General features: G+C 58.1%; 23 protein-coding genes and 1 tRNA gene. 13 read left to right on the top strand and 11 right to left on the bottom strand.

Annotation, left to right across the window (positions count from 1 at the left end):
* The first annotated feature begins 19 nt into the window (after nt 1-19).
* Nucleotides 20-2,014: a squalene--hopene cyclase gene (shc, locus tag GSP01_RS07555; RefSeq protein ID WP_141352300.1), complete on the top strand. Its 1,995-nt coding sequence runs from the start codon at nt 20-22 to the stop codon at nt 2,012-2,014.
* A complete protein-coding gene (locus tag GSP01_RS07550; protein ID WP_141352298.1) occupies nt 2,014-2,646 on the top strand; it encodes a phosphorylase family protein in 633 nt (210 codons plus the stop codon). Before shc ends, GSP01_RS07550 begins: the two co-directional genes overlap by 1 nt.
* Here GSP01_RS07550 and GSP01_RS07545 read toward each other — a convergent pair.
* Genes GSP01_RS07545 through GSP01_RS07535 form a run of 3 tightly spaced genes read right to left on the bottom strand, consistent with a single transcriptional unit; the run spans nt 2,614 to nt 5,955 of the window.
* Nucleotides 2,614-3,975 carry a sodium:solute symporter family transporter gene (locus GSP01_RS07545; protein WP_141352296.1) on the bottom strand — a complete coding sequence of 454 codons (1,362 nt, stop codon included), beginning with the start codon at nt 3,973-3,975 and terminating at the stop codon, nt 2,614-2,616. The two genes, GSP01_RS07550 and GSP01_RS07545, sit on opposite strands and share 33 nt — an antisense overlap.
* Nucleotides 3,976-4,030: 55 nt before the next feature.
* A complete protein-coding gene (locus GSP01_RS07540) occupies nt 4,031-4,837 on the bottom strand; it encodes an RlmE family RNA methyltransferase (RefSeq protein WP_141352294.1) in 807 nt (268 codons plus the stop codon).
* Nucleotides 4,834-5,955, bottom strand: a complete 1,122-nt coding sequence (locus tag GSP01_RS07535; RefSeq protein WP_141352292.1) for a Ppx/GppA phosphatase family protein — start codon at nt 5,953-5,955, stop codon at nt 4,834-4,836. Before GSP01_RS07535 ends, GSP01_RS07540 begins: the two co-directional genes overlap by 4 nt.
* 158 nt (nt 5,956-6,113) lie before the next feature.
* On the opposite strand from GSP01_RS07535, the gene GSP01_RS07530 reads away from it, so the two are divergent.
* From GSP01_RS07530 to GSP01_RS07520, 3 genes are all read left to right on the top strand, one after another.
* Nucleotides 6,114-6,187, top strand: a tRNA-Gln gene (locus GSP01_RS07530).
* Between the two features lie 150 nt (nt 6,188-6,337).
* Nucleotides 6,338-7,831 carry an IMP dehydrogenase gene (guaB, locus tag GSP01_RS07525; RefSeq protein ID WP_141352290.1) on the top strand — a complete coding sequence of 498 codons (1,494 nt, stop codon included), beginning with the start codon at nt 6,338-6,340 and terminating at the stop codon, nt 7,829-7,831.
* A 56-nt stretch (nt 7,832-7,887) separates the two neighbouring features.
* The gene (locus GSP01_RS07520; protein WP_141352288.1) at nt 7,888-9,261 is read left to right on the top strand and encodes an RsmB/NOP family class I SAM-dependent RNA methyltransferase; all 1,374 of its coding nucleotides are present in this window, start codon (nt 7,888-7,890) and stop codon (nt 9,259-9,261) included.
* Here the strand turns inward: GSP01_RS07520 and GSP01_RS07515 are convergent.
* The gene (locus GSP01_RS07515) at nt 9,227-9,751 is read right to left on the bottom strand and encodes a GNAT family N-acetyltransferase (RefSeq protein WP_141352286.1); all 525 of its coding nucleotides are present in this window, start codon (nt 9,749-9,751) and stop codon (nt 9,227-9,229) included. The two genes, GSP01_RS07520 and GSP01_RS07515, sit on opposite strands and share 35 nt — an antisense overlap.
* Nucleotides 9,752-9,843: 92 nt before the next feature.
* Here GSP01_RS07515 and GSP01_RS07510 point away from each other — a divergent pair, with 92 nt between their 5' ends.
* On the top strand, nt 9,844-11,646 hold the full coding sequence (locus GSP01_RS07510) for a cation:proton antiporter (RefSeq protein ID WP_141352284.1): 1,803 nt from the start codon (nt 9,844-9,846) through the stop codon (nt 11,644-11,646).
* 7 nt (nt 11,647-11,653) lie between these two features.
* Here GSP01_RS07510 and GSP01_RS07505 read toward each other — a convergent pair whose 3' ends face one another.
* Nucleotides 11,654-12,166 carry a L,D-transpeptidase family protein gene (locus GSP01_RS07505; RefSeq protein ID WP_141352282.1) on the bottom strand — a complete coding sequence of 171 codons (513 nt, stop codon included), beginning with the start codon at nt 12,164-12,166 and terminating at the stop codon, nt 11,654-11,656.
* A 163-nt stretch (nt 12,167-12,329) separates the two neighbouring features.
* Here GSP01_RS07505 and GSP01_RS07500 point away from each other — a divergent pair, with 163 nt between their 5' ends.
* Complete coding sequence (locus tag GSP01_RS07500) at nt 12,330-13,064, top strand: response regulator transcription factor (RefSeq protein WP_141352280.1); 735 nt, start codon at nt 12,330-12,332, stop codon at nt 13,062-13,064.
* A gap of 38 nt (nt 13,065-13,102) precedes the next feature.
* Here GSP01_RS07500 and GSP01_RS07495 read toward each other — a convergent pair whose 3' ends face one another.
* Nucleotides 13,103-13,900, bottom strand: a complete 798-nt coding sequence (locus GSP01_RS07495; RefSeq protein ID WP_141352278.1) for an exodeoxyribonuclease III — start codon at nt 13,898-13,900, stop codon at nt 13,103-13,105.
* An 81-nt stretch (nt 13,901-13,981) separates the two neighbouring features.
* Here GSP01_RS07495 and GSP01_RS07490 point away from each other — a divergent pair, with 81 nt between their 5' ends.
* From GSP01_RS07490 to GSP01_RS07475, 4 genes are all read left to right on the top strand, one after another.
* Complete coding sequence (locus GSP01_RS07490) at nt 13,982-14,989, top strand: dipeptidase (RefSeq protein ID WP_141352276.1); 1,008 nt, start codon at nt 13,982-13,984, stop codon at nt 14,987-14,989.
* A gap of 315 nt (nt 14,990-15,304) precedes the next feature.
* Nucleotides 15,305-17,242 (top strand): excinuclease ABC subunit UvrC, encoded by a 1,938-nt coding sequence (gene uvrC / locus GSP01_RS07485; RefSeq protein ID WP_141352274.1) that lies wholly within the window; start codon nt 15,305-15,307, stop codon nt 17,240-17,242.
* A gap of 90 nt (nt 17,243-17,332) precedes the next feature.
* On the top strand, nt 17,333-17,935 hold the full coding sequence (pgsA, locus tag GSP01_RS07480) for a CDP-diacylglycerol--glycerol-3-phosphate 3-phosphatidyltransferase (RefSeq protein WP_024716896.1): 603 nt from the start codon (nt 17,333-17,335) through the stop codon (nt 17,933-17,935).
* Nucleotides 17,936-18,036: 101 nt separating this feature from the next.
* Complete coding sequence (locus tag GSP01_RS07475; RefSeq protein ID WP_141352273.1) at nt 18,037-18,642, top strand: hypothetical protein; 606 nt, start codon at nt 18,037-18,039, stop codon at nt 18,640-18,642.
* 44 nt (nt 18,643-18,686) lie between these two features.
* Here GSP01_RS07475 and lexA read toward each other — a convergent pair whose 3' ends face one another.
* On the bottom strand, nt 18,687-19,397 hold the full coding sequence (gene lexA / locus GSP01_RS07470; RefSeq protein ID WP_141352458.1) for a transcriptional repressor LexA: 711 nt from the start codon (nt 19,395-19,397) through the stop codon (nt 18,687-18,689).
* Nucleotides 19,398-19,702: 305 nt separating this feature from the next.
* Here lexA and rpmG point away from each other — a divergent pair, with 305 nt between their 5' ends.
* Nucleotides 19,703-19,870, top strand: coding sequence for a 50S ribosomal protein L33 (gene rpmG, locus GSP01_RS07465; protein WP_011253780.1), 168 nt, complete (start codon nt 19,703-19,705; stop codon nt 19,868-19,870).
* Nucleotides 19,871-19,953: 83 nt separating this feature from the next.
* Here the strand turns inward: rpmG and GSP01_RS07460 are convergent, their stop codons facing one another.
* A complete protein-coding gene (locus GSP01_RS07460) occupies nt 19,954-20,283 on the bottom strand; it encodes an FtsB family cell division protein (protein ID WP_141352271.1) in 330 nt (109 codons plus the stop codon).
* A gap of 140 nt (nt 20,284-20,423) precedes the next feature.
* Nucleotides 20,424-21,704: a phosphopyruvate hydratase gene (eno, locus tag GSP01_RS07455; protein WP_141352269.1), complete on the bottom strand. Its 1,281-nt coding sequence runs from the start codon at nt 21,702-21,704 to the stop codon at nt 20,424-20,426.
* 102 nt (nt 21,705-21,806) lie between these two features.
* On the opposite strand from eno, the gene GSP01_RS07450 reads away from it, so the two are divergent.
* The gene (locus GSP01_RS07450; protein WP_228123793.1) at nt 21,807-22,277 is read left to right on the top strand and encodes a DUF3429 domain-containing protein; all 471 of its coding nucleotides are present in this window, start codon (nt 21,807-21,809) and stop codon (nt 22,275-22,277) included.
* Between the two features lie 2 nt (nt 22,278-22,279).
* On the opposite strand, the gene kdsA is transcribed toward GSP01_RS07450, so the two are convergent.
* Both kdsA and GSP01_RS07440 read right to left on the bottom strand, forming a co-directional pair.
* The gene (gene kdsA / locus GSP01_RS07445) at nt 22,280-23,104 is read right to left on the bottom strand and encodes a 3-deoxy-8-phosphooctulonate synthase (RefSeq protein ID WP_141352267.1); all 825 of its coding nucleotides are present in this window, start codon (nt 23,102-23,104) and stop codon (nt 22,280-22,282) included.
* Nucleotides 23,101-24,732 carry a CTP synthase gene (locus tag GSP01_RS07440; protein ID WP_141352265.1) on the bottom strand — a complete coding sequence of 544 codons (1,632 nt, stop codon included), beginning with the start codon at nt 24,730-24,732 and terminating at the stop codon, nt 23,101-23,103. The genes kdsA and GSP01_RS07440 overlap by 4 nt, the downstream gene beginning before the upstream one ends.
* Nucleotides 24,733-24,804: the final 72 nt, after the last annotated feature.

Here is a 24,804-nt window from a genome sequence, read left to right as displayed (position 1 = left end):
GTGTCGGGAGAACCGAACAATGCTGATCTATTCTGATATTCTGGAAAAGGAGGACCGCGTGAGCGAAACCTTATCCCGCCAATCCGTCGAACCCGATGAAATCAATCATGCCGTCGAGGGAGCGCAAGCCGCGCTGGGTGGGAAGCAGAAATCAGACGGACACTGGGTTTACGAACTCGAAGCGGATGCGACGATCCCTGCGGAATATGTGCTGCTCGAACATTATCTCGACCGGATCGACCCTGAAAAACAAGCCAAGATCGGTGTCTATCTGCGTCGCATTCAGGGCGATCACGGGGGATGGCCGCTTTATCATGACGGCGGCTTCGATCTGTCGGCGACCGTAAAAGCCTATTTCGCACTCAAGGCGATCGGGGATGACATCAATGCGCCTCACATGCGCATTGCGCGTGAAGCCATTCTCGACCACGGCGGCGCGGCGCGGACAAACGTATTCACGCGGATCCAGCTCGCCCTGTTTGGGGAAGTGCCCTGGAATGCAACTCCTGTCATGCCAGTCGAGCTCATGCTCCTGCCACGCAAGGCGTTCTTCTCGGTCTGGAACATGTCTTATTGGTCCCGGGCCGTCATCGCACCACTGCTGGTCCTCAACGCGCTTCGACCCAAGGCCATTAATCCGCACGGTATTCATGTGCAGGAATTGTTCGTCAAACCGCCTTCGGAAGTCACGGACTGGATCCGCGGACCGTACCGCTCGGTCTGGGGACGGTTTTTCAAACATCTGGACTCTGCACTTCGGCCGGTCCTGCCACTTATTCCGCGCAGCATGCACAAGAGGGCCCTTAAGGCCGCCAGCGACTTCATCGAACCGCGCCTGAGTCGGGGTGGCCTTGGTGCGATCTATCCAGCCATGGCGAATGTCGTGATGATGTACCGCGCCCAAGGCATCCCGGACAGCGATCCGCGTGCCAAAACGGCATGGGACGCAATCCAGGATCTGCTCGTGGATCATGGTGACGAGATTTACTGCCAGCCCTGCGTCTCACCAGTCTGGGATACAGGCCTGTCGGGCCTTGCGATGATTGAGGCGGCGTCCGGACCGGCCGGCACGAAAACCGAGGAAACACTCGCCGCACTAAAAAAGAGTGCCGAGTGGCTGCGGGAACGCCAGATCCTGGACGTCAAGGGCGACTGGGCCATCAACACGCCTGACCTGCGCCCCGGTGGCTGGGCGTTTCAGTACGAGAACGACTACTACCCGGACGTCGATGACACTGCCGTCGTGGCCATGCTTCTGCATCGCGTCGATCCCGAAAACAGCCGTGAGGCCATCTCCCGCGCTCGGGAATGGATCATCGGTATGCAGAGTACCAATGGCGGCTGGGGTGCGTTCGATATCGACAACGACCACGAGCTACTCAACCATATTCCCTTCTCGGATCACGGCGCACTTCTGGATCCACCGACCGCGGACGTCTCGGCGCGCTGCATTTCCTTCCTGGCGCAGCTTGGAGACCCGGATGACCGGCCCGTTATTCTCAAGGCGATCGAATATCTGCGCTCGGAACAGGAGCCCGAGGGCTGCTGGTTCGGCCGTTGGGGAACGAATTATATCTACGGAACATGGTCTGTTCTGTGCGCCCTGAACATTGCAGGTGTGCCGCATGATGATCCGATGGTCCTGCGGGCCGTAAACTGGCTTGAGAGCGTCCAGCGTCCAGACGGCGGCTGGGGCGAGGACTGCGCCACTTACGAGGGCGGTACCGCCGGCATCTATAAAAAGAGCCTGCCGTCGCAGACCGCCTGGGCCGTCCTGGCTCTCATGGCCGTCGGACGCCGCGATAGCGATGCGGTCAAACACGGCGTAGCCTATCTCGTGTCCCAGCAGAACGAGAAGGGCGAATGGCAGGAAGAAGCCTATAACGCGGTCGGTTTTCCGAAGGTCTTCTACCTGCGCTATCATGGCTACAAGCAATTCTTCCCGCTGACTGCCCTGGCCCGTTACCGCAATCTTGGTGCAAGCAACAGCGGCAAGGTGGAGTACGGGTTCTGATGCTCGGTATTCTCGCAGGCCTGAAACAGGAAGCCAGTCTGATCCGACGCTTCCTGCCGAATACTCCCGTGGCATTGAGCAATGCCACGCCGGAAGGCGCGCGCAGGGGAGTGGAACGTCTGCTCAATGCAGGCGCAACGGAACTCCTGTCTTTCGGATGCGCAGGAAGCCTCTCACCGGACATTGCACCCGGAACAGTCATCGTGGCGGACCATGTCCGTTACCAGAACAGGGATATTTCCTGCGATCCGCGTCTGAGTGAAATGTTCGGCTCGGCCTATGCGCGACGTGGTGGCATCCTGCACAGCGACGCACTGGTCGAACTGGCTCTGGAAAAAGCCTTATACTTTTCGCAGACAGAATGCCTGGCTGTGGACATGGAAAGCGGCGTCGTTGCCGATGTAGGTCTGCCTTTTACTGTTCTACGGGTGGTCTGTGACGATGCAAAGCGGGATCTCCCGCCCGCGGTCAAGACCAGCGTCAGAGATGGGGCCGTGTATGTACCAGGCCTAGTGGGTTCCCTTCTGCGACATCCCCTGCAGATCGGCGGACTGATCCGTCTGGGCAGGGAAGCGGCCATCGCCCAGCGTTCCATGGCTTCATTCCTGCAGACCAATTCGCCTCAGGCCTGAGAAGGTCCCGGCACCGGCAAACGTGGCCGCGACACCGATCGGAACGAGCCACGGAAAGGCAATGGAATGCCCCTCAATCCGGATGAGGGACACAAGCGCCAGCACGATCACTGCGGATATGAAACCGGCAATCGCAGCTCGTTCATCCCGGGAATGGCCGATCATGGCCAGCAGGAATACTCCAAGGGTGGCGCCATAGCTGTAGGACGCGATGGAGAGGCCGAAGACGACAGCCGAACCACTTGGGCGCGAAAACAGCATCGCGGTCAGAACAAGAAGAAAAGCCCAGAACGCCGTCAGGCTCCTTAGAGAGAACGGGCCGTGCGGCATAAAGTCTGTCCGACTTGCGGCCGCCATCGCGTTCATAGCGCTGGACAGGGACCCCATAGTCGCAGCGAGTATACCTGCGACCATAAGGCCGCCTAATACGGGTGGCAAGGTCAGGATGAAATGCGGAAACAGTGCGTCGGGCCGCGCCCCCTGAGCCGGCATCAGATCCCGCAATGCCACACCAATGAAGGAGAGCAGGGCAAAAAACCCTCCCACGACAAAAACACTGCCGATCATCGCCGCGCGCGCACCATTAAGGGTCTTCGCCGCAAGACAACGTTGCAGCATCAACTGATCGGTCCCGTGCGAAGCCAGAGCTAGAATAGCCCCGCCGATAACTGCGCCGGCGATGGAAAACGGATCTGTAAAGACGGGCAGGCCATGACTGAAGACAGGGGCCCAGTGAAAGGGAGCTGCCCCCGCGCGGCACCAGATCACGATAAGACAGGCAATACTTCCGCCCAGATACAGTCCAAGCTGGAGACTGTCGGACCAGACAACGGCTTTCAGACCGCCCGCGATTGTATAAGCTAGCGTCAGCAGAACGATCAGAAATAGAAGAATCAGGTCCGAGACTGGATAACCCATGCTGGCAAACAGCATCGAGACGGGAAGCATTCCAGCGTAGAGGCGGACGCCTTCGGCGACGAGGCGGGTGATCAGAAAGGTGCCAGAGAGGAGCTTCTGTAGTTTTGTACCAAATCTCTGGCCAATATAGCGATAGATGGATGTTGCGCCACGTTCATGCAGCGGCAGAAACCAGATTGCGACCGCCGTGCGACCAATCAGGTATCCAATGGCCAGCCCGACAAAAACATAACCCTTGAGGTAAGCCACGCCCGGGACACTGACGATGGTCAGGGTCGATGTTTCGGTCGCGACTAATGAAAGGCAGATCGCCCATGGCGGGAGATCCTTATGAGGCTGCCGAGCCAGCGCAATGGAGATAACGGGCAGAAAGCAGAGATACAAAAGAATAACGAGCAGGCTGGCAAGCATCGAGACAGGTTATTCTTCCGAAAAAATCTATACAGGGTAGTGGTATCTGCTGCCCTCAGGCACCCTTGCTGCTTTCGAGCAAACGCTCCGGGCGGAAACCCGTTGCAATGACATAAAGCTCGCTGGATTCCTTGCGAGATGCCGGGGGCTTGACGTGCTTGACGCTGGAAAACGCTGTTTTCATCAGTGCCAGCATGTCTTTTTCCGAACCACCCTGGAATACCTTGGCGATGAAGCTTCCCCCTTCGGCCAGAACCTGAAAAGCGAAATCAAGCGCTCCTTCCGCGAGCCCCATGATCCGCATGTGGTCGGTTGCGGCATGACCCGTCGTATTCGGCGCCATATCGGACATGACGAGATCGGCCGGACCACCCAGCATATCCTTCAGGCGATCCGGCATCTCGGGATCCGTAAAGTCCCCCTCGATGACTTCCGCACCCGCAACAGGATCGACCGGAAGCAGATCCAGCCCCACAACATGCTTAGCCCCACGCTTAACCGCGACCTGAGTCCAGCCACCAGGAGCAGCACCCAGATCGATGATCCGCGTACCTTCCCCGATCAATTTGAATCGGTCGTCGATTTCGATCAGCTTGAAAGCAGCACGCGAACGCCAGCCCTGCTTGCGGGCGGCCGCCACATAGGGATCGTTCAGCTGACGATTGAGCCAGCGCTGCTGGGCCGTGGTGCGTCCACGGGCCGTGCGTAACGACACGGTCTTGTTGCGGGCCGTGCGGGCGGTTGCAGAATCAAGCGTTGCGTCGTTTTCACCGGGGTTGGAGGCGCTTTTCAGGGCCTTTCCCGGAATACGCTTCGGTCCCGTGTCCTTACTGGAACCGGAGCGGGATCTTGGCGGCTTCATATCGTTGCGTATGTCCCGAATGGGCCCCGTGACCGAGGCGTGGCATGGCGACTGGTCGTACTGCGCCCCTTGCCGGAACGCTGACCATGATCGCGGGCCATACGCAGCAACATCCCGTCGCGCAACCCCCGGTCCGCAATCGTTACGTCCTCAACCGGCCATAGACGATGGATCGCTTCGAAAATTGCACAGCCCGGCAGAACGAATTTCATGCGTTCAGCCCCCACGCAAGGATGCTCTGCCAGTTCGTCACGATCCAGACGGCGCAGGTTGCCGATGGCATCAACCATGCTTGGGCCAGGCAGTGTCAGGCCATCAATAGCCGCGCGGTTATAACGGGGTAGGGAGAGCGCCACTCCGGCTAGCGTCGTCACGGTTCCGGAGGTGCCAATCAGCCGTGTTTTGCCGAGCGTTACCTCACGCCGAATACGGTGAACGGTCTCGAAACTTTTCAGATAGCCCTGAACATGACTGACCATCGTCTCATAAGAGGGGCCATGTCCTTCACCGAACATTTCCTGAAGAGTAATTACGCCGACGGGGACACTTGTTGTGCCTATCAAGGTCTGGGTCTGACGCTCCGGATCGATCCGGACCCAGGCGACCTCGGTAGAGCCACCTCCGATATCGAAAAGGACCCCACGATCTGCCTGAACCGGCTTGTGCTCCGGCTGCCGGAAGAGGGGGGAGCAGCTTTCAAGCGCCAACTCCGCTTCTTCACGAGCCGTGATGATATCAATCGTCAGACCTGTCTCATGCTGTACGCGCGCCAGAAACTCGCGACCATTGGCAGCCTGACGACAAGCTTCGGTCGCAACGGCGCGGACATGGACGAGGGGCCACTGCTTCATGCGTTCTGCACAAATACGGAGTGCATCAAGCGCACGCTTCATGGACTCTTCAGCAAGACGGCCACTAGCGCGCAGGCCTTCGCCCAGACGGACTGAGCGATTGAAGCTATCCACTACACGAAAACCGTTGGGCGTACCCGCTGCAATCATGAGGCGGCAGTTGTTGGTACCGAGATCGATGGCACCAAAGAACGGACCCGTACGTCTGGCAGACGCATGCACAGGCACAGGGCCTGACAGGTTGTAATCCGTTCTATACCTCATCATGTGTTTCGGCTCCCGCTTGCCCTTGATCTGGGACCTTGGAAAAGCAGCATGGGGTGCGCAGGACCCTAGTCGCAAGAAAAATATCAGTTTTTCTGAAAAAAATATCAATCGCCCCCTTGCGCCACCCCGGGGCGATTGATAAACACCCTCTCACCGCTTGGGAGATAGTTTAGCGGTAGAACTACCGGCTCTGACCCGGTCAGCCCTGGTTCGAATCCAGGTCTCCCAGCCAAAAAATCCTCAGAAAATACCGCAAAAAAGAGACTTCCCCTCAAGGGGTAAATTACTCTATGAGGACCCGCCAACGGCCGGGCGGCCTCTTGGTCTCCGGTTCACACATATCGCGTCGTCACGACGCATGACGTAACGGGGGCAAGCGGGCATGACATCATCTTCCGGCACAACCAATTTTAATGAGCGCATCCGCGATGCTCTGGCTTTTGACGACGTTCTCGTCGAGCCGGCTGAATCATCGGTCCTGCCGGCACAGACCTCCACACGAACCCGCCTGACGCGCTCCATCGAACTAAACATCCCGCTGATGTCGTCCGCCATGGACACCGTGACCGAGGACGGCATGGCTATCGCGATGGCGCAGCAGGGCGGCATGGGCGTCATTCACAAAAACCTGTCCATTGAAGAGCAGGCCGAGCAGGTCCGCCGCGTCAAGCGCTTCGAATCAGGCATGGTCGTCAATCCTGTCACGGTTGGCCCGGACCAGACGCTGGCCGAGGTTCAGGCCATCATGGCGCGGCATGGCGTCTCTGGCCTTCCTGTCATTGAAGATGGCAGCGGTGTTCTCGTCGGCATCCTGACCAACCGTGACATGCGCTTCACGACCGATCCGAACACGCGCGTTCGCGACCTGATGACGCACGAAAACCTCGTAACGGTCCTCAACGGGGCTGCACCTGATGAAGCGCGCACGCTCCTACATCGTCACCGGATCGAAAAACTCCTGGTGGTGGACGAAGCGAAGCGTTGCATCGGGCTAATCACTGTCAAGGACATGGACAAGGCCATCGCGCATCCGCTGGCCATCAAGGATTCCCAAGGCCGTCTGCGCTGCGCTGCAGCCGTAGGCGTCGGAGAAGACGGCTTCCGTCGCGCTGCAGCCCTTGCTGAAGCCGGAGTGGATGTCATCGTCGTGGATACGGCCCACGGACACTCCCATGGCGTTCTGACCGCAGTTGAGACACTCAAAAGCCGTCACGGGAACCTGCAGGTCATCGCAGGCAACGTTGCAACGCCGCAGGCCGCGCGTGCACTGATTACAGCCGGTGCCGACTGCGTGAAGATCGGCATCGGACCAGGATCCATCTGCACCACGCGCGTCGTGGCTGGCGTGGGTGTGCCGCAATTCTCTGCCGTCATGGAAACGGCTGCCGCCTGCCACGAGCTGGACATTCCGGCCATTGCAGATGGTGGCGTTCGGACCTCGGGCGATATCGTCAAGGCGCTCGGCGCCGGTGCGGATGTGGTCATGGTCGGCTCGCTTCTGGCGGGTACCGACGAGAGCCCGGGCGAAACATTTCTGTATCAGGGCCGTTCCTACAAGGCTTATCGCGGCATGGGATCGCTCGGCGCCATGGCCCGCGGCTCCGCAGATCGTTACTTCCAGGCTGAAGTCCGCGATACGCTCAAGCTGGTCCCGGAAGGCATTGAAGGTCAGGTTCCATACAAGGGGGGCATGTCCGCGGTCATCCACCAGCTTGTCGGCGGTCTGAAGGCAGGAATGGGCTACACCGGATCGGCCACCATTGCCGATCTTCAGGTCCGTACCATGTTCCGTCGCATCACGAATGCTGGCCTCCGTGAAAGCCACGTCCATGATGTGACGATCACCCGCGAGGCTCCGAACTACCGCCGGGACTGAGCGTTCCTGCATCAAAGCCTCTCGCATTGAGGGGCTAAACGGGCTACGGGGGCGCTATGACCCCCGCAGCCCGTCTTTCAGGCGCCATCGATCTGCTCTGTGCGATCCAGAACGCGCCCCGCCGTCCCGCCGACGCCACAGCCAACGCTTTTTTCCGCGAACGCCGTTATATTGGTGGCGGAGACCGTCGGGCCATCTCCACGATCGTCTGGGATGTCCTGCGGGGTTGGCGACGGCTGCAATGGCATCTTAAGGATATTTCCGGCGACATTTCTCCACGCCTGCTGTGCTCGGCATCGCTTCTTCTCGGTGGGGAAACGATGGATAACGTCCGCAAGCTGTTCAGTGGCGAGCGCTATGCGCAGAAGCCTCTGACATCACGTGAAGATATGGCGCTCAAGGGGTTGGAAGGAAAAGAACTTTCCGCCCAAAAACAACCCATTGCCGTACGCCTTGAATATCCGGACTGGCTGGACAGCGCACTACGCGAGACGTTCGGCAACCGCCTTCCAGACGAGATGGAAGCCATGCTCGGAACGCCGACACTCGATCTGCGTGTCAATCTGCTAAAAGGAAGCCGTGAGGCGGCCATCCGCGAGCTTCGCCGCGAATCGCTTCAACCAGAACCGACGAAGCTCTCGCCCTGGGGACTGCGGCTTGATGGACGCCAGCCCGTAACGGCGACGCAAGCGTTTAAGGATGGGCTGGTCGAAATCCAGGACGAGGGTAGCCAGCTTGTGGTGGCAGCCGCGAATGCGCACGGCGAACACCGGGTTCTGGATTACTGTGCAGGTGCGGGTGGCAAAACGCTGGCACTGGCGATGACCATGGAAAATCGCGGGCATATCGTAGCATGTGATGTGCATGAAAAGCGCCTAGACGGAGCGGTCAAGCGGCTGCGTCGGGCAGGCGTTCATAACGTCGAGCGGCATCTTCTGGTGTCGGGAGACAAATGGGCCAAGCGTCGAGCTGGTAGCTTCGACCGGGTGCTGGTCGACGCACCGTGCTCAGGAACCGGAACCTGGCGTCGGAACCCAGATGCACGGCTGCGCCTGACGCCCGAAGACATTCAGGAGCTTGTTATCAAACAGGCACAAATCCTTGATCGTGCAGCATCTTTGGTGAAGCCGGGTGGGCGGATGATCTATGCGACCTGTTCGCTTTTGGCGTGCGAGAACGGGCAGCAGATCGATTCTTTCCTCAAGCGTCGCAAGGATTTCACGCGCCTGCCGAAAGAGCAAATGTCTGAACTCCTGCCTACCGAACTACGGAACAAGGCGCAGTTTTCCCTGACGCCGTTGCGGGACGGAACGGACGGGTTCTTTGCCTGTGTGCTGGAGCGGGTCATGACGGAAGTGAAGCCTGAAGAGCCGACCGAGACAGCTGAATCCGTGATTACGACGCCGGCGGCAGAAGGTCCTTCCACATAACCAGTGCGTCCACATAACCTTGGGATGGGTGGTCGAATGCTCCGGGAAGCGTGCCGATCACCCGGAAGCCTAGTGATTCCCATAAGACTATGGCACGCAAATTTGTGCTAACAACGAAATTGAACTGCATGGCGCGAAAGCCGAGTTTCATGGCTTGCGCCAAGGCATGCTCGGCCATGAGGCGGCCCGCGCCGAAGCCGGGCCGGGCGACGAAACCAGCATTGGCAATATGCGCACCACCGCCTTTTTGATTGGCCTGAAGATAAAATGTCCCGACAATCTCATAGTCACGGGTCTGTGCGACGTAGACGCGATGCTCCACATCCATCCAGTACGCCAGCGCCTGTCGCCGTCCCCAATGACGGGGCAACGCGTAGGTTTCTGCCTTGCGCAGAACGGGGGACAGGAGACACCAGATTCCTTCACGGTCCAGCGAATGGGCGGGACGGATCAGGAGGTCCGTATCTGGCAGGGACTGCGGGCGCATCATAACTGATCATTATTCCATAATTTAGGTGCATTGGCTGATCCGGGATATGATACCGCTTCGTATCCATAACGCGGAGCCCGTCCCGAACATCCATGCAATATGACATTCTTATCGGCATTGCCTCGACTTTCGGAGCAGGGATGCTGGCCCAGTGGGTCGCGTGGCGATTCCGACTTCCGGCTATTGTCCTTCTGTTTTTGCTGGGCCTGATCTTCGGACCTGGACTGGGTATTCTTCATCCATCGGAGACGATGGGGTGGATGTTCCGGCCTCTGGTGTCGCTACTCGTGGCGCTCGTAGTGTTCGAAGGCGGCATGGCGCTGGATTTCCGCCAGTTGCGCGAAGCCGGTGAGGGCGTTGCACGCCTGACGATGCTTGCACTACCGATCAACTGGGTTCTGGGCTCCCTGGCGGCGCGTTATGTCGCGCATCTGGAGTGGGGTACATCCATGCTGTTCGGGGCGATCGTCGTCGTAACGGGACCGACGGTGGTTCTGCCGCTGCTACGCAGCGCCAAGCTTCAGCCGCGCGTGGCCGCATTCCTACGCTGGGAAGCCATCGTCAACGATCCTCTGGGCGCGATTCTGGCAGCTGTCGTCCTTCAGCTCATGATGCTGCATGTGGACGTTCATGCGGACGTGTTCTTTACGCATACGCTGCCGGACCTTCTGGGAGCAATTGCCGTCTCACTATCGGCAGGAATCCTGCCGGCCTATCTGATCCGCTATCTCTTTACACGAGATTTGATGCCGGAAATCCTCAAGACCCCAATGCTGATCTCGATAGCGCTGGTGATCTTTTCGCTATGCAATCTTGAGATGGGTGGCGCAGGACTGATGGCCGTCACGATCTTTGGTATGGCGCTGGCAAATCTTCAGATCCCTGGTGTCACGGAACTGCGACGCATGAAAGAATCGCTCGTGGTTCTGGTCGTGTCAGTGCTGTTCATCATGCTAACAGCCGATCTTCACCGCACTGTTCTGGCGCGGCTTTCCATTCCGATTTTCGCACTGACGGTCGTGGTCCTGTTTGTTGTGCGGCCAATGGGTATTTTCCTGTCCACACTGGGAACAAGCATGCCCTGGAAGGAAAAGTTGTTCGTTGGCTGGATCGCGCCGCGCGGTATCGTGGCGGCGGCTGTAGCCGGTGAGGCCGGAATCAGCCTCAAGGAAGCTGGATATCAGTCCGCGGATCTCATCATGCCAGCGGTGTTCGCCGTGATTGCGGTCACGATGATCCTGCATGGATTTTCGCTCAGACCGATCGCGCGGCTTCTGAAGCTCACGCTATCCAACGATCCGGCGATTGCAATTCTGGGAGCAAGTCCGTGGTCCATCAATTTTGCGTCCTGCCTGCGCAGGGCCGGCGTGCCCGTACTTCTGGTAGACAACCGCTCCAGTGCACTCATGCCGGCAACACGCAGGGATATTCCCGTCCTACGGGCGGAACTCCTGTCTCAGCACGGACAGGAATCCTTTGAAGAACGCCCTGCTGATTATCTGATCGCGACGACGGGTGATGGCATCTATAACGGAATGGTGTGTGGACATCTGGCACCGACCATGGGGCGGCAGCGCGTCTATCAGATCAGCCCCGGCGTGGCGCGGCTGGATTTCTATCACGGCCTGTCACGCGATGCGCGAGGCAAAGTTCTGGGGGATCCCGCCTGGAATTACACCCTGTTCGATACGCTGTTCGAACAGGGGTGGCGGTTCGTGGCAGTGGAAGCCACGGAAGAAAGCGCGCCGACTTTCGGAACGGACGAGAACAGGCTCGACATTCTTGTGGTACGGCGTGACGGAAACATCCTGATCCGGTCGGCCGAGGACAATGACAAAGCCGTGCCTCAACCGAGAGATTACATGGTCTCTATGGTTCCGCCAGCAGCAGAATAAGATCATCTCAGGACGGGTTTTCCACAGTAATGTGGGAGAGACCGTCCCGCAGAAGGGCGCGGAGTTCCTTTTCCTCTAGGGCAATGCAGCCTTCCGTGTAACCACTGACGGGCGGAAGGTGCAGAAAAATAGCCGAGCCTCGCCCCGACTCGGCTGGCGCGTCGTTCCAGCCCATCACAATACAGAGATCGTAAACATGGTCCTCGCGCCACAGTGTCTCGCAGGAAGCTGGGTGGGGCAGGGAGACGGCGCGGTTGTAGTCGGGATGGGCCGGATCATCACACCAGCCGTCATTGGGAGCGATTGGTTCAACAGGCAGCTCTACACCGCAAACGGGGCTGGATATCCGGTCTGCACGATAGAGGACACGTCGGATCGGCAGTTCCCCCACGGGGGTGCACAGATCGCCTTCGACCTTGTCAAGAGATAGACCGCGCCGCCCCGTCAAAACCGGAATGATTTTACCCTGGAAGTGAATAAAAGCGCGGTCTCCAGCGGTTTTCAAAATAGCTTTAGCCATAATGCTGTTTCCTTTTGCGACTGTACTTGCCATAGTCTGCCCCGAGAGCATGCTGCTTTCTTCACCCCGTAACGGGAACGGCAAGTCCAGATGCACGAGTTACGAACGCCGACCTCTGCGGATGTGACTTTTCTTCCGTCGTGATAGAACGAGACAGGTTATTATGGCAGGTCCACGCCCCATTCTGGTTGTTGACGATGATGATACGCTGCGTCGTCTTCTCGCAGAGCAGCTTCAGCACGGTGGCGAACTGGAAGCCGTTGAGGCGACCTCCGTTGCTGCGGCGCGCGAACTTCTCGCCAAGCCTGGTGCCCGTTATGACGCCATGCTGCTGGATATCACTCTCCCCGATGGTGATGGACGCGATTTCTGCGCTGAGCTGCGACGCGAAGGCGTCCGCATGCCGATCATTATCCTGACTGGATCCGATGACGAACACGACGTCGTTCGCGGTCTGGATGCAGGAGCCAACGATTACGTTGCCAAGCCTTTCCGGATCGGTGAACTTCTCGCCCGCCTGCGTGCCCAGCTGCGGATTTTCGAGAACAGCGAGGACGCCGTCTTCGAGATCGGTCCGTATGCCTTCCGTCCGTCCGCCAAGCTGCTGGTCGAAACTGCCCGCAACCGCAGGATCCGTCTGACGGAGAAGGAAGCGGCGATCCTGAAATATCTTTACCGCGCAGGTCAGCGTCCGGTGGCCCGTCAGGTTCTCCTAAACGAGGTATGGGGCTACAACGCAGCCGTCACCACCCACACGCTTGAGACACATATCTACCGTCTTCGCCAGAAGATCGAACCCGATCCGGCTCGCACGTCACTGCTGATTACGGAAGGGGGCGGGTATCGTCTCGATCCGGAAGGCCGTGGTGTCATCAGCTCCGACAGCCTGTCAGCCTGAAGGCTGTCAGCCTGAAGGCTGACAGGCTGGGTAACGGGTCAGGCCGGATCGAAATCCAGCACGACCGGGACGTGATCGGAGGGACTGTCCCAGTCCCGCACGTCCTGAAGGACCCGGACATTACGAAGGCCCGGCATCAGATCGGGCGTCATCCAAACATGATCAAGCCGGCGTCCGCGGTTGGATTTCTTCCAGTCTTTGTTACGGTATGACCACCATGTATAGAGCTTTTCGGGCTCTGGCGTGATCGTCCGCATAGCATCCTGAAACCCCGTTGCCATCCATGCCTTGAGACGTTCAATCTCGGGAGGCGTGTGACTGACGATCTTCAGGAGCTGTTTGTGGCTCCAGACATCGTGTTCCAACGGCGCAATATTAAGATCGCCAACCAGAATACTGCGTGCAGGTGGTGTGGTGCTGAACCAACTGATTACCTCGTCCACGAAGGCCAGCTTGTGAGCGAATTTTTCGTTTTCTTCGGGATCCGGGATGTCTCCCCCAGCCGGTACATAGAAATCGTGCAGCAGGATCGGGCCGGCCGGTGTGGTAATACTGGCTGCGACATGTCGGCAGTCGGAGCGAGTGCACCAGTCAGGTGTGCCGTCTACGCTCTGTAGTTCGTGTCGCGACAGGATCGCCACACCGTTATAGCCCTTCATGCCTTTGTAGATCTGATGAGAGAGCCCCATTTCGGCCAAAGCCTGAGCAGGGAAGAGAGGATCCGGGACTTTCGTTTCCTGCAGGCAAACGATATCCGGGTTTTCCTGTTCGACGATCTGCTTCAGCAGAGGCAGTCTGAGTCGAAGGGAATTGATGTTCCAGGTGATGAGACGCATTCAAACTGGATCGACCGGATCGATCGTTTTGACAAGCACCCTCTTGCACACAAGACGTTCCCGTCCGATCTAGAACGAACCATGACCGATCTGCACGACACGCTCCTGACGCTTGATTCCCATATCGATATTCCCTGGCCGGACCGGCAGGATGCCTGGGCAGAAGAAACGCCAAGGCAGGTGAATGTCCCGAAGACTCGCAAAGGCGGTCTGCGGGCCGTATGCTTGGCCGCCTATATTCCACAGGGCCCCCGTGACGAAGCCGGACATGCTAACGGCTGGAAACGGGTTCAGGACATGCTGGACGTGATTGCTGGACTTGAAGGACGGCAGGGCGATCAGGGCGCACGTATCTGCCGCACAGCTGCGGATGTGCGGGCCGCCCACAAGGCAGACGACCTCGCCATCATTCCGGCGATCGAGAACGGGCATGGTCTGGGCGGTCGTCCAGAGCGTATTGCCGAGCTCGCCCGTCGTTATGGCGTCCGTTACATGACACTTACCCATAACGGGCATAATGCACTCGCGGATGCGGCCATTCCCCGCAAAGATCTAGCGGATAGCGATACACTTCATGACGGCCTGTCCAATCTGGGGCGTGAAGCGATTGCACACATGAACCGCACAGGCGTTCTGGTCGATGTGTCCCATGCGGCGAAGTCGACCATGATGCAGGCCACTGAAGTCTCCACCACGCCTATTTTCGCCAGCCATTCCTGCGCCCGCGCCCTGTGCGATCATCCGCGCAATCTGGATGACGAGCAGCTTGATCGCCTGAAGGAAACGGGTGGCCTGATTCAAGTGACTGCTATGGGCTCTTTCCTGAAAAAGGGCGGCGGAGGCACTGTTGACGATCTGGTGCGGCATGTCTCGTACATTGCGGATCGTATCGGAGTTGAGCATGTGGGTATCTCGTCCGATTTCGATGGCGGTGGCGGTATTCCAGGCTGGAAGGACGCAACTGAAACTGCAAACGTGACCTGGGCCCTTCAGGCGGCAGGATTCAGCGACGCGGATATTTCTGCCATCTGGGGTGGTAACATGCTGCGTCTTCTGGAGACGGCCGAACAGGCTGCAGAGAAAGCCTGAGAGCGGAGTCTTCACACGCTTTCGGGGGCGCCCAGCAGAACAGAACATGATCATGGACGGCTAAATAGGGAGTCGGTTCGTCCACCACGATCGGAAGAGATGCCCATCGGGAGCTTCCTGCACCTTTCTGTCCCACAGATCGACGCTGGCGGGATATATTGGGAAGCAAGATACAAGTGTTTTCAATGACTTACAAAATATGATTAAAAATTGGGCAATCTGATGGCATCTCCAGCAAACCGGGGCTTTCATGATTCTGTCACGGAGCAGCCCACAGACTTTTCCACAGGTTCAGTGGATGACTGAAGAAGCTGAATGACCGACCTTCCTCCGCACCATTCCGACTATCCTGCCGATCAGGACGCCCCCCTTGTTCCTGCAGAGAAAAAGCAGGGCGTGGAGGCCATCCGTGAGGCATTGAAGACCATTCCTTACAGCCCTGGCGTGTATCGCATGCTGAGCGAGAAGGGAGAGGTTCTGTATGTCGGCAAGGCGCTGAGCCTAAAGAAGCGCGTGTCGTCCTATACCCGCATCAACCAGTTGCCGGAGCGGCTGCGGCGGATGGTGTCGATGACGGTGTCGATGGAAATCGTCATCACAAGGACGGAAGCCGACGCGCTGCTTCTGGAAGCTAACTACATCAAGCGTATGAAGCCCCGCTTCAACATCCTGCTGCGCGACGACAAGAGCTATCCGTGGCTGATGCTGACCGAGAGCCATGAGTTTCCCCAGATCACCAAACAGCGTGGCAAACCGGTTAAGGGTGCGACCTACTGGGGCCCGTTCGCGAATGTCTGGGCGGTCAATCAGACGCTTAATCTGGTGCAGCGCAGCTTTCTGCTGCGGTCCTGTTCGGATGCGGTTCTGAACAGCAGAACGCGCCCCTGTCTACTGTACCAGATCAAGCGCTGCTCAGCGCCCTGTGTGAACCGGATTTCCAAAGAAGATTACGCCGAACTGGTCAGCGAGGCACGCCAGTTCCTTTCCGGACACAGCACGGAACTGCAGCAGCGCCTAGTTGCCGAGATGGAGCAGGCCTCGCAGGAAATGAACTACGAGCGGGCCGCATCCATTCGGGACAGGATCCGAGGTTTTTCCAGTATTCAGGGCTCGAGCACAATCAACCCGACCTCAATCAACGATGCGGACATCATGACCATCTGGCAGGAAGCTGGTCAGAGCTGCATCCAGGTTTTCTTCATTCGCGGCAACCGCAATAACGGCAACCGGGCGTTCTACCCGGCACACTCGGAAGAAGAGACCGCTGCAGACGTGCTGTCCGCCTTCATGATCCAGTTCTATGATAACAAACCGCCACCGCCTTCCATTCTTGTGAACTGCGAACTGCCAGAGCTGAATCTCGTCGAGGAAGCCCTTAGCATACGCCGCGGACAGAAGGTCGAGATCCTGAGACCCCAGCGGGGCGAAAAGAAAGACGTTGTCGAGCATGCCGCACTGAATGCGCGTGAGGCATTGGAGCGGAAGCTGGCGGAGAATACCGGACAGCGCAGACTGCTCGAGGGTGTTGCGGAAGTGTTTGGCCTGCCGGAAATTCCCCAGCGGATTGAGACCTATGACAACTCACACATTATGGGACAGGCCCCTTATGGCGTGATGGTCGTGGGCGGTCCGGAAGGGTTCAACAAGCGCGCCTATCGCAAATACGCCATCAAGGGACCTGTCGCGCCAGGCGATGATTTCGGCATGATGCGGGAAGTCATGGAACGGCGGTTCGGACATCGCCCTGAAAACGGGGAGCGACCGGAAGATTGGCCCGATCTGCTGCTGATTGATGGAGGGCTCGGGCAGTTCAACGCAGTACGGACCGTTTTGGCAGATCTGAGCGTGACAGGAATCCCGATTGTTGCCATCGCCAAAGGACCGGATCGTGACGCAGGGCGGGAGTGGTTCTTCATGGAATCGAAACCGCCATTCCAGCTCCCGCCGCGAGATCCGGTCCTGTATTACCTGCAGCGGCTGCGTGATGAGGCGCACAGATTCGCCATCACGACCCATCGGACAGGGCGCTCTAAAGGACTGCGCAGTTCGGAGCTGGATCACGTTCCGGGAATCGGGGCGGCGCGAAAAAAAGCCCTGCTCAACCATTTCGGCTCAGCGAAATCCGTCAGACAAGCGAGCCTTGACGAACTTGAGAATGCGCCGGGGATCAGCTCGAGTACGGCAACCGCCATTTACGGGCATTTTCATCCGGAATGGGCGCAGAAGACATCGACCGATAATCGCAGCCATTAAGCCGCACGTCGGAATTTACACGAAAAATACATCTTTTACGGCCACATTGGCGCATACCGGAAAGACGAAAACTGTTCTAGACTGCCTGCGATGCTGACAGATCTGCCAAACATCCTGACACTGCTGCGTATCGCGTCCATTCCTGTACTGGTCGTGCTGCTCTCCGTGCATTCGCCGACTGCAAACGTAATTGCATGCGCGGTCTACACTGCAGCGTGCATCACGGACTATTTGGACGGGGCACTCGCACGCCGTTGGCACCAGCTTTCGGAGTTGGGCCGGATGATGGATCCGATTGCAGACAAGCTGCTGGTGGGGTCGCTTCTTCTGGCTCTCGCCGGGCTGACGCACCTCCCGGTTTTCTCACTTTATGCCGGGATCATCATCATGGTCCGGGAAATTCTGGTCAGTGGCCTTCGGGAATACATGGCATCACAGCGAGAAACGCTGCCCTCCACCCGCTTGGCGAAATGGAAAACCGGAATTCAGATGGTGGCGATCGGGTTTCTGATCGGTGGAGATGGGGCAGCAGGAATGCTGGGTCTCTCCTTCCTTCCCGCCAGCCTGATCGGTGGAATTCTTCTCTGGTTCTCGGTCATTCCGACCGTCATCAGCGGCTGGGGTTATTTGACTGCCGGGCTCGCCCGTATCATGGCGGGACAATCCCGCAAGTCATCCAAGATCAGTTTCTGACACTAGTCTCTGTGGAATTATGGATGTCTTTGACTGTCTTCATCTGGCGCTCCGTCACAAGGACCGCTAAGGGTCATTCATTGACCTTGTGGGAGTAAGAAATGCGGAAGGCCGCTCTGCTGGCACTACCTCTCGCTCTGAGCGGCTGTTCAGGCATGGGCAAGTATATCCGTGACACCATGGTGTGGACGGCACTCGATAATCCCAATGGTCCACACGGTGACAGTGAAAATATTCACCGTGCCCGTGGTGAAAAATACGCCGAAACCCCGATCTTTCCTGAAGGCGGCAATATCTGGCCTGGTGCCCCACAGCCTCTTCCAACTCTCAAGGACGTCGAAAACCCCGACAGCACGTTCAGTCATGCCCTCGGAGACCCTGCAACCTATTTCGGTGGCGCAGCTCTCGACGAGAACTTTATGGGAGGCATTGGCAGCAAGGGGGCTCTGGGGGCTTCCGGACAGCAGCTCATGCAGGGGCAAAGCATGTCTGTCGGCGAAAGCGCCGATACCCATCAGGGCGTGAGCCGGGACCGCAGCCATGTAATTCCAACACTCCCATCCTCGGTCCCCGATAGCGCTACCCGTTTCCTGAACAAGAATCCAAGCAAGACCATCGTCATTCCGAATGGCGACGGCACAAGCACACTGATTGCGCCGGATGGCAGCGTGAAAGTCGTACGAGGCACACCCGCTGCGTCGCAATAACAGGAATTCTGATGGCTTCTGAAGCCGTCAACAGTTGCTCAGTTTCAGTACTGCCGGAAAAGCGCGATCAGACGACCCTGGATATGGACCCGTTCCGCCGGGAAGATGCGGGTTTCATAGTCCCTGTTGGCCGCTTCCAGCGCAATCATCGATCCGCGACGACGCAGCTTTTTGAGCGTCACTTCCTGCTCGTCGATCAGGGCGACAATGATCTGTCCATTTTCCGCAGTCTCGCGTCGCCGTATGATGGCGATATCGCCATCCAGAATGCCCGCTTCGATCATCGAATCACCCGCAACCGTCAGGGCATAATGCTCGCCGGTGCCAAGAAGCGAGACCGGAACGTCAATCCGATCGCTATCATCCTGCATGGCCTCGATCGGAAGACCAGCTGCAATACGTCCATAGAGTGGGATGCTGACAGTCTGGCGGTCATTGGCGACGCTGGCTTCTGAGAATGCACCTTCAAGGCCCTTCTGCCCCTGGTTAAGGACGGCAGGGAGGAACGCGGTACCCGTAGCGGCAGTAACCTCGGTTCCCATGTTTGGCAAACGCAACACTTCGAGCGCTCGGGCGCGATGATGGTGACGACGCAGAAAGCCGCGCTCTTCCAGAGCAGAAATCAGCCTATGGATGCCAGACTTTGAGCGAAGCTCAAGAGCATCCTTCATTTCGTCAAAAGAAGGAGAATATCCCGTCCTGCGAAGGTGGTCGTCGATATATAGCAAAAGCTGGTGTTGCTTGCGGGTCAGCATGCAGGCGCTCCCATGCGCCTCGGCGGAGGCAGGTCGGAAAACAAGGTGTAGAATGAAAGTCATCCCACATTTGTTCCTTATAGGTTCCTGTCTGTTGCCTCACAAGCGAAAGAGAGAGGCTTGCACGGTGGCCTGATAAGATTCTCTGGGTCTGAAAGTCTTTGAAAGCGCAGGAAAACCCCGAAATTGTACGTCAGGGCCTTGACCTGCGGACCACAAATCAGCATGGTGCGCCCAATCTAGAGATCAACATGCTGCATCGACACCTTCGAGCGGCATCAGTATGGCGAAAGCCCGAGGGTATCATGGGAAAGAGCAACGTTATTCAGATCCGGCTCGTTTCGTCCGCCGAAACCGGCTACTTCTACGTCACGAAGAAGAATGCCCGTTCCGCTACGGGGAAAATGGAAGTGCGTAAGTACGACCCGGTTGCACGCAAGCACGTCGTGTTCCGCGAAGCCAAGATCAAGTAAGGCTGTTTCGACAGCCTTTATGAAAAAAGCGGCCTTAAGGCCGCTTTTTTTGTATCTACTGAACTAGGTTTCCTGACAACTGCTCAGAATAGCTTGTCGTGAGGACCGTAGGGAACAACCAAATCACCGCTGCGGGTTAGATTCATCGTGGCACGTGCCCGCTCATCCAGCATATCAGCGTCAAGCGCCTTTTCCTTTAGCGCGACGACACGCCGGCGCCAGACACTCTGTTCGTCGTCGGCATCCTGCCGAGCCTGAAGAGCATCCTTCTGAAGCTGCAACTGCTCCTGGTAGGCATGAATACCATGAGCGCCGTGAAGGGCGTTCCACCCGAAATAGGCCGTCAGGGACAGGAAGAAAGCTGGGGGAGCAACGGCGCGGACACCACGCTTGATGAGCCGGATCAGTGTCACGTCGTGAATACTCCGTTCTGAAGGACTGCTTCAGCTTATATCAGTCAATCATGATCAGACAATGAATGAAGCAGAGATCTTTCACGTCTGGATCTGAAAAACGGCCCCATTCCCGAAGGAGATGAGGCCGTCGTGCAATCTCAGAAGTTCTTGAGAATACTACGTCCGGCATAGCGTGCGGCGCTACCGAGCTGCTGCTCGATCCGGATCAGCTGATTGTACTTTGCCGTGCGGTCAGAGCGGGAGAGGGAGCCCGTCTTGATCTGTCCACAGTTCGTGGCGACGGCGAGGTCGGCAATTACGGAATCTTCCGTCTCACCGGAACGATGGCTCATGACGCAGGCATAACCGGCCTTATGAGCGGTTTCGACAGCTTCAAGCGTCTCGGTCAGCGTACCGATCTGATTGACCTTCACGAGCAGCGCGTTACCCGTGCCGGCCTTGATGCCACGGCGCAAACGCTCCGGGTTGGTCACGAACAGATCGTCTCCCACAAGCTGAAGCTTCTTGCCCAGACGGGTCGTAAGCTCTGCCCAGCCTTCCCAGTCATCCTCCGCCAGACCGTCCTCAATGGAGACGATCGGGTAACGGTTGGCCAGATCTTCAAGATAGGAAATCATGCCCGACGCATCGAATTCCTTGCCTTCACCCTTCAAGTTGTAGCGGCCATCAGCATAAAATTCAGTAGCAGCACAATCGAGCGCGAAAGTTACGTCTTCACCGAGCTTGTAGCCCGCAGCCTCAACAGATTTTGCAATAAATCCAAGAGCTTCATCAGCAGACTTCAGATTCGGTGCAAAACCGCCCTCATCGCCGACATTGGTGTTGTACCCGGCTTCGGACAAGCCTTTCTTCAGGCGCGCAAAAATTTCCGAGCCCATACGGATGGCATCCGCTACCGTCGGAGCACCGACCGGCTGAATCATGAATTCCTGGATATCGATCGGATTGTCGGCATGCTCGCCGCCATTGACGATGTTCATCATCGGCACAGGCAGAAGATGGGCATAGGCACCACCGACATAGCGGTACAGCGGCAGTTCCAGTTCCTCGGCCGTTGCCTTGGCGACGGCGAGGGAGACGCCCAGGATGGCATTTGCACCCAGACGGGATTTGTTGGGGGTCCCGTCCAGATCGATCATCGCATTGTCGATGGCGATCTGATCTTCCGATTCGGCGCCCTGGAGCACTTCAAGGATGTCATTTTCAACATGGCTGCAGGCCTTCAGGACACCCTTGCCGCCGTAGCGGGACTTATCACCATCGCGCAGTTCCACGGCTTCATGGGCACCTGTAGAGGCACCAGACGGGACAGCAGCGCGGCCGCGGGCACCGGAGGACAGCTCGACCTCGACCTCGACGGTGGGATTGCCGCGGCTGTCCAGGATTTCGCGGGAGGTAATATCAACGATGGCGCTCAATGGAAGCTCTCCTGGAGATGCGTGAACCGGGTTGGCTCGTGACCGTTCGGAATGAAACAGCTATTTCAAGTCTCAAAATCACGCCGTGAGGTCAACGACGACATGCGTCTTCCTTTTCCCGTTTTCGTGCTCGGCATTGCCGGACTGATCCCCTTCATGACGCTCGGAGGGTGGATCTTCCTGGCCGGGATCTTCACGCCACTACCTCATCTGAAAATCATTCTTCTGGCGTACGGGTCCTGCGTTCTGTCATTTTTGGGGGCCGTGCACTGGGGCTTGGCCATGGAACGTCCGGACATCATCACCGTTGGCGGCACATCGCAGCGGGACCGTCAGCGCCTCGTACTGGGTGTCTGCCCTGCGCTGTGGGCATGGCTGTCACTATGCGTTGGCGTTCTGGGGCATATCCGCGCCGGCTTTGGGCTGGAAATCATCGGTTTTGTCGGGACATTCCTGGTGGAACGGGAGGCCTGGAGAAAAGGCGCTCTTCCCCCAGGCTATCTGCCGCTTCGCACAGGGCTCACAGCTATTGCGGTGCTGAGCCTGTTTCTAGCGGCTCTGGCGCCGTCCTAAACCTAGGACAGAAAAGACTTCGTGAGCGCGTCGAAGGCCTTCAGGCGCGTCAGAAGTTCGCGCATTTCACTAAGCGGCACCATGGTCGGACCATCGCTCGGCGCGTGATCCGGGTCTTGATGTGTCTCGATAAAAACGGCAGCCACGCCGATCGACAGAGCAGCACGTGCCAGAGGCTCAACAAACTCCCGCTGACCGCCAGTTGAAGCCCCAAGGCCACCCGGTTGCTGCACGGAGTGAGTGGCATCAAATACGACGGGATAACCCGTCTGCGCCATGATCGGCAGACCACGCATATCGCTCACCAGCGTGTTGTAACCGAAGCTCGTGCCGCGGTCGCAGAGCATGATGCGCTCATTGCCTGTAGACGCGATCTTCGCGGCAACATTTGCCATGTCCCAAGGTGCGAGAAACTGGCCCTTCTTGATGTTGATGGCACGACCAGTTTTGCCCGCAGCCAGCAGCAGGTCAGTCTGGCGGCACAGGAAAGCTGGGATCTGAAGAACATCAACGGCCTGGGCAGCAGGCTCACACTGCTCGGCAGTATGGACGTCCGTCAGGACGGGGACGCCGAATCGTTCCCGGATGCTGGCGAGAATCTCTAGACCCGCATCCATACCTACGCCACGCGCGGCGTTGACCGAACTGCGGTTCGCCTTATCGAAGCTGCTTTTGTAGATCAGACTGATTCCCAGCTCACGACACAGGCTGGAAATAGCATCGGCCATTTCTGTTGCGTGCTCGCGGGATTCGATCTGGCAAGGGCCAGCAATCAGCGTGAACGGCTGATCCTGGCCGACCGTAAGGTCTCCGATCCGGAAGCTCACTTGCGGTGAGCCTCCTTGACAGCCGCGGCAATGAAGCCTGCAAACAGCGGATGCGGGTCGAAAGGCTTGGAGAGCAGTTCCGGATGGTACTGCACTGCTACGAACCAAGCGTGATCCGGATACTCAACAACTTCCGGCAGCACACCGTCAGGAGAGAGGCCGGAGAACCGCAGGCCCGTCTTTTCAAGGCGATCCTTGTAGTGGGCGTTGACTTCCCAGCGATGACGATGGCGCTCGCGGATTTCCGTGCGGCCGTAGATTTCTGCCACGCGGGAGCCCGGAACCAGCTTGGCCGGATAAGCACCCAGACGCATCGTACCGCCCAGATCGCCACCTTCGCGGCGACGAAGCAGCTCGCTGCCACGCGCCCATTCAGTCATCAGGCCGACCAGAGGTTCGTCCGTCGGACCGAACTCAGTCGAGGAGGCCTTGGGCAGACCAGCCAACGAACGGGCACATTCGATCACGGCCATCTGCATGCCGAAGCAGATGCCCAGGAAGGGAATGTTGTGCTCACGGGCATAGCGGACAGCCTGGATCTTGCCTTCCGCGCCACGCTCACCAAATCCGCCTGGCACGAGGATAGCATCTGCATCCTTCAAACGCTCGGCAATGTTGCCGTTCTTTTCGAACTCTTCCGATTCGATCCAGTCGAGCTTCACCTTAACATGGTTGGCGATGCCACCATGCAGTAGGGCTTCGGCCAGCGACTTGTAGCTGTCGAGCAGAGCCGTGTACTTGCCGACGATGGCTACGCGGACTTCGCCTTCGGGCTCACGAATCGCGTGGACGATCTTTTCCCAGCGCGAGAGGTCCGGCTTGCTGTCATAGGGCAGGCCAAAATAGCGCAAGACTTCCTGGTCCATTCCCTCATTGTGATAGGAAATGGGGCAGGCATAGATCGTGTCCACATCGAGCGCTGCAATGACAGCTTCCGAGCGGACGTTACAGAAATTGGCGATCTTGCGACGCTCGTTGTCCGGAATCGGACGATCCGAGCGGCACAGGAGCATCTGCGGCTGGATGCCGACATTCTGCAATTCCTTGACGGAATGCTGCGTCGGCTTCGTCTTGAGTTCGCCAGCTGCCGGAATGTAGGGCAGGAGGGTCAAGTGCACGCACATGGTCTGGGCATGGCCGAGATCATTGCGTAACTGACGGATGGCCTCGAGAAAAGGCAGGCTCTCGATGTCGCCGACCGTACCGCCGATTTCCACAAGGACGAAATCATAGTCGTCGGTGCCTGTGACCACGACGTCCTTGATGGCGTCCGTGATGTGCGGAATGACCTGCACGGTCCCACCCAGATAGTCGCCACGGCGTTCGCGGGCGATCACATCCGAATAGATCCGTCCCGTCGTGGTGTTGTCAGCACGTGACGCATGGACGCCCGTAAAGCGTTCATAGTGACCGAGGTCGAGGTCGGTTTCGGCCCCGTCATCGGTAATGAACACCTCACCATGCTGGTACGGGCTCATGGTGCCCGGATCCACGTTGAGATAGGGGTCCAGTTTGCGCATACGGACCTTGTATCCGCGCGCCTGGAGGAGAGCAGCTAGGGCCGCTGAAGCGATGCCCTTGCCGAGAGAAGATACCACACCGCCGGTGATGAATACGAAACGCGTCATGGGCGGTCTTCATACACTGCCGACATGGGGCAGGGGAAGCGAAGAGACGCGTCTGTTGAAAAGATCCCCGTT

This window comes from Gluconobacter sphaericus NBRC 12467 (assembly GCF_006539125.1).
In the GTDB taxonomy this organism is placed as follows: Bacteria; Pseudomonadota; Alphaproteobacteria; order Acetobacterales; family Acetobacteraceae; genus Gluconobacter; species Gluconobacter sphaericus.
The sequence above is the reverse complement of the archived record's forward strand: the minus strand, read 5'-3'. Positions and strand labels throughout refer to the sequence as shown.

Coding starts and splice junctions, on each gene's coding strand:
- GSP01_RS07510 (WP_141352284.1), top strand. CDS start 9,844: ATGCAATATGACATTCTTATCGGCATTGCCTCGACTTTCGGAGCAGGG.
- GSP01_RS07440 (WP_141352265.1), bottom strand. CDS start 24,732: ATGACGCGTTTCGTATTCATCACCGGCGGTGTGGTATCTTCTCTCGGC.
- pgsA (WP_024716896.1), top strand. CDS start 17,333: ATGCTGACAGATCTGCCAAACATCCTGACACTGCTGCGTATCGCGTCC.
- uvrC (WP_141352274.1), top strand. CDS start 15,305: ATGACCGACCTTCCTCCGCACCATTCCGACTATCCTGCCGATCAGGAC.
- GSP01_RS07545 (WP_141352296.1), bottom strand. CDS start 3,975: ATGCTTGCCAGCCTGCTCGTTATTCTTTTGTATCTCTGCTTTCTGCCC.
- GSP01_RS07540 (WP_141352294.1), bottom strand. CDS start 4,837: ATGAAGCCGCCAAGATCCCGCTCCGGTTCCAGTAAGGACACGGGACCG.
- lexA (WP_141352458.1), bottom strand. CDS start 19,397: ATGCTGACCCGCAAGCAACACCAGCTTTTGCTATATATCGACGACCAC.
- GSP01_RS07520 (WP_141352288.1), top strand. CDS start 7,888: ATGACCCCCGCAGCCCGTCTTTCAGGCGCCATCGATCTGCTCTGTGCG.
- GSP01_RS07495 (WP_141352278.1), bottom strand. CDS start 13,900: ATGCGTCTCATCACCTGGAACATCAATTCCCTTCGACTCAGACTGCCT.
- guaB (WP_141352290.1), top strand. CDS start 6,338: ATGACATCATCTTCCGGCACAACCAATTTTAATGAGCGCATCCGCGAT.
- GSP01_RS07515 (WP_141352286.1), bottom strand. CDS start 9,751: ATGATGCGCCCGCAGTCCCTGCCAGATACGGACCTCCTGATCCGTCCC.
- rpmG (WP_011253780.1), top strand. CDS start 19,703: ATGGGAAAGAGCAACGTTATTCAGATCCGGCTCGTTTCGTCCGCCGAA.
- GSP01_RS07450 (WP_228123793.1), top strand. CDS start 21,807: ATGCGTCTTCCTTTTCCCGTTTTCGTGCTCGGCATTGCCGGACTGATC.
- GSP01_RS07475 (WP_141352273.1), top strand. CDS start 18,037: ATGCGGAAGGCCGCTCTGCTGGCACTACCTCTCGCTCTGAGCGGCTGT.
- GSP01_RS07535 (WP_141352292.1), bottom strand. CDS start 5,955: ATGATGAGGTATAGAACGGATTACAACCTGTCAGGCCCTGTGCCTGTG.
- GSP01_RS07490 (WP_141352276.1), top strand. CDS start 13,982: ATGACCGATCTGCACGACACGCTCCTGACGCTTGATTCCCATATCGAT.
- shc (WP_141352300.1), top strand. CDS start 20: ATGCTGATCTATTCTGATATTCTGGAAAAGGAGGACCGCGTGAGCGAA.
- GSP01_RS07550 (WP_141352298.1), top strand. CDS start 2,014: ATGCTCGGTATTCTCGCAGGCCTGAAACAGGAAGCCAGTCTGATCCGA.
- GSP01_RS07500 (WP_141352280.1), top strand. CDS start 12,330: ATGGCAGGTCCACGCCCCATTCTGGTTGTTGACGATGATGATACGCTG.
- GSP01_RS07505 (WP_141352282.1), bottom strand. CDS start 12,166: ATGGCTAAAGCTATTTTGAAAACCGCTGGAGACCGCGCTTTTATTCAC.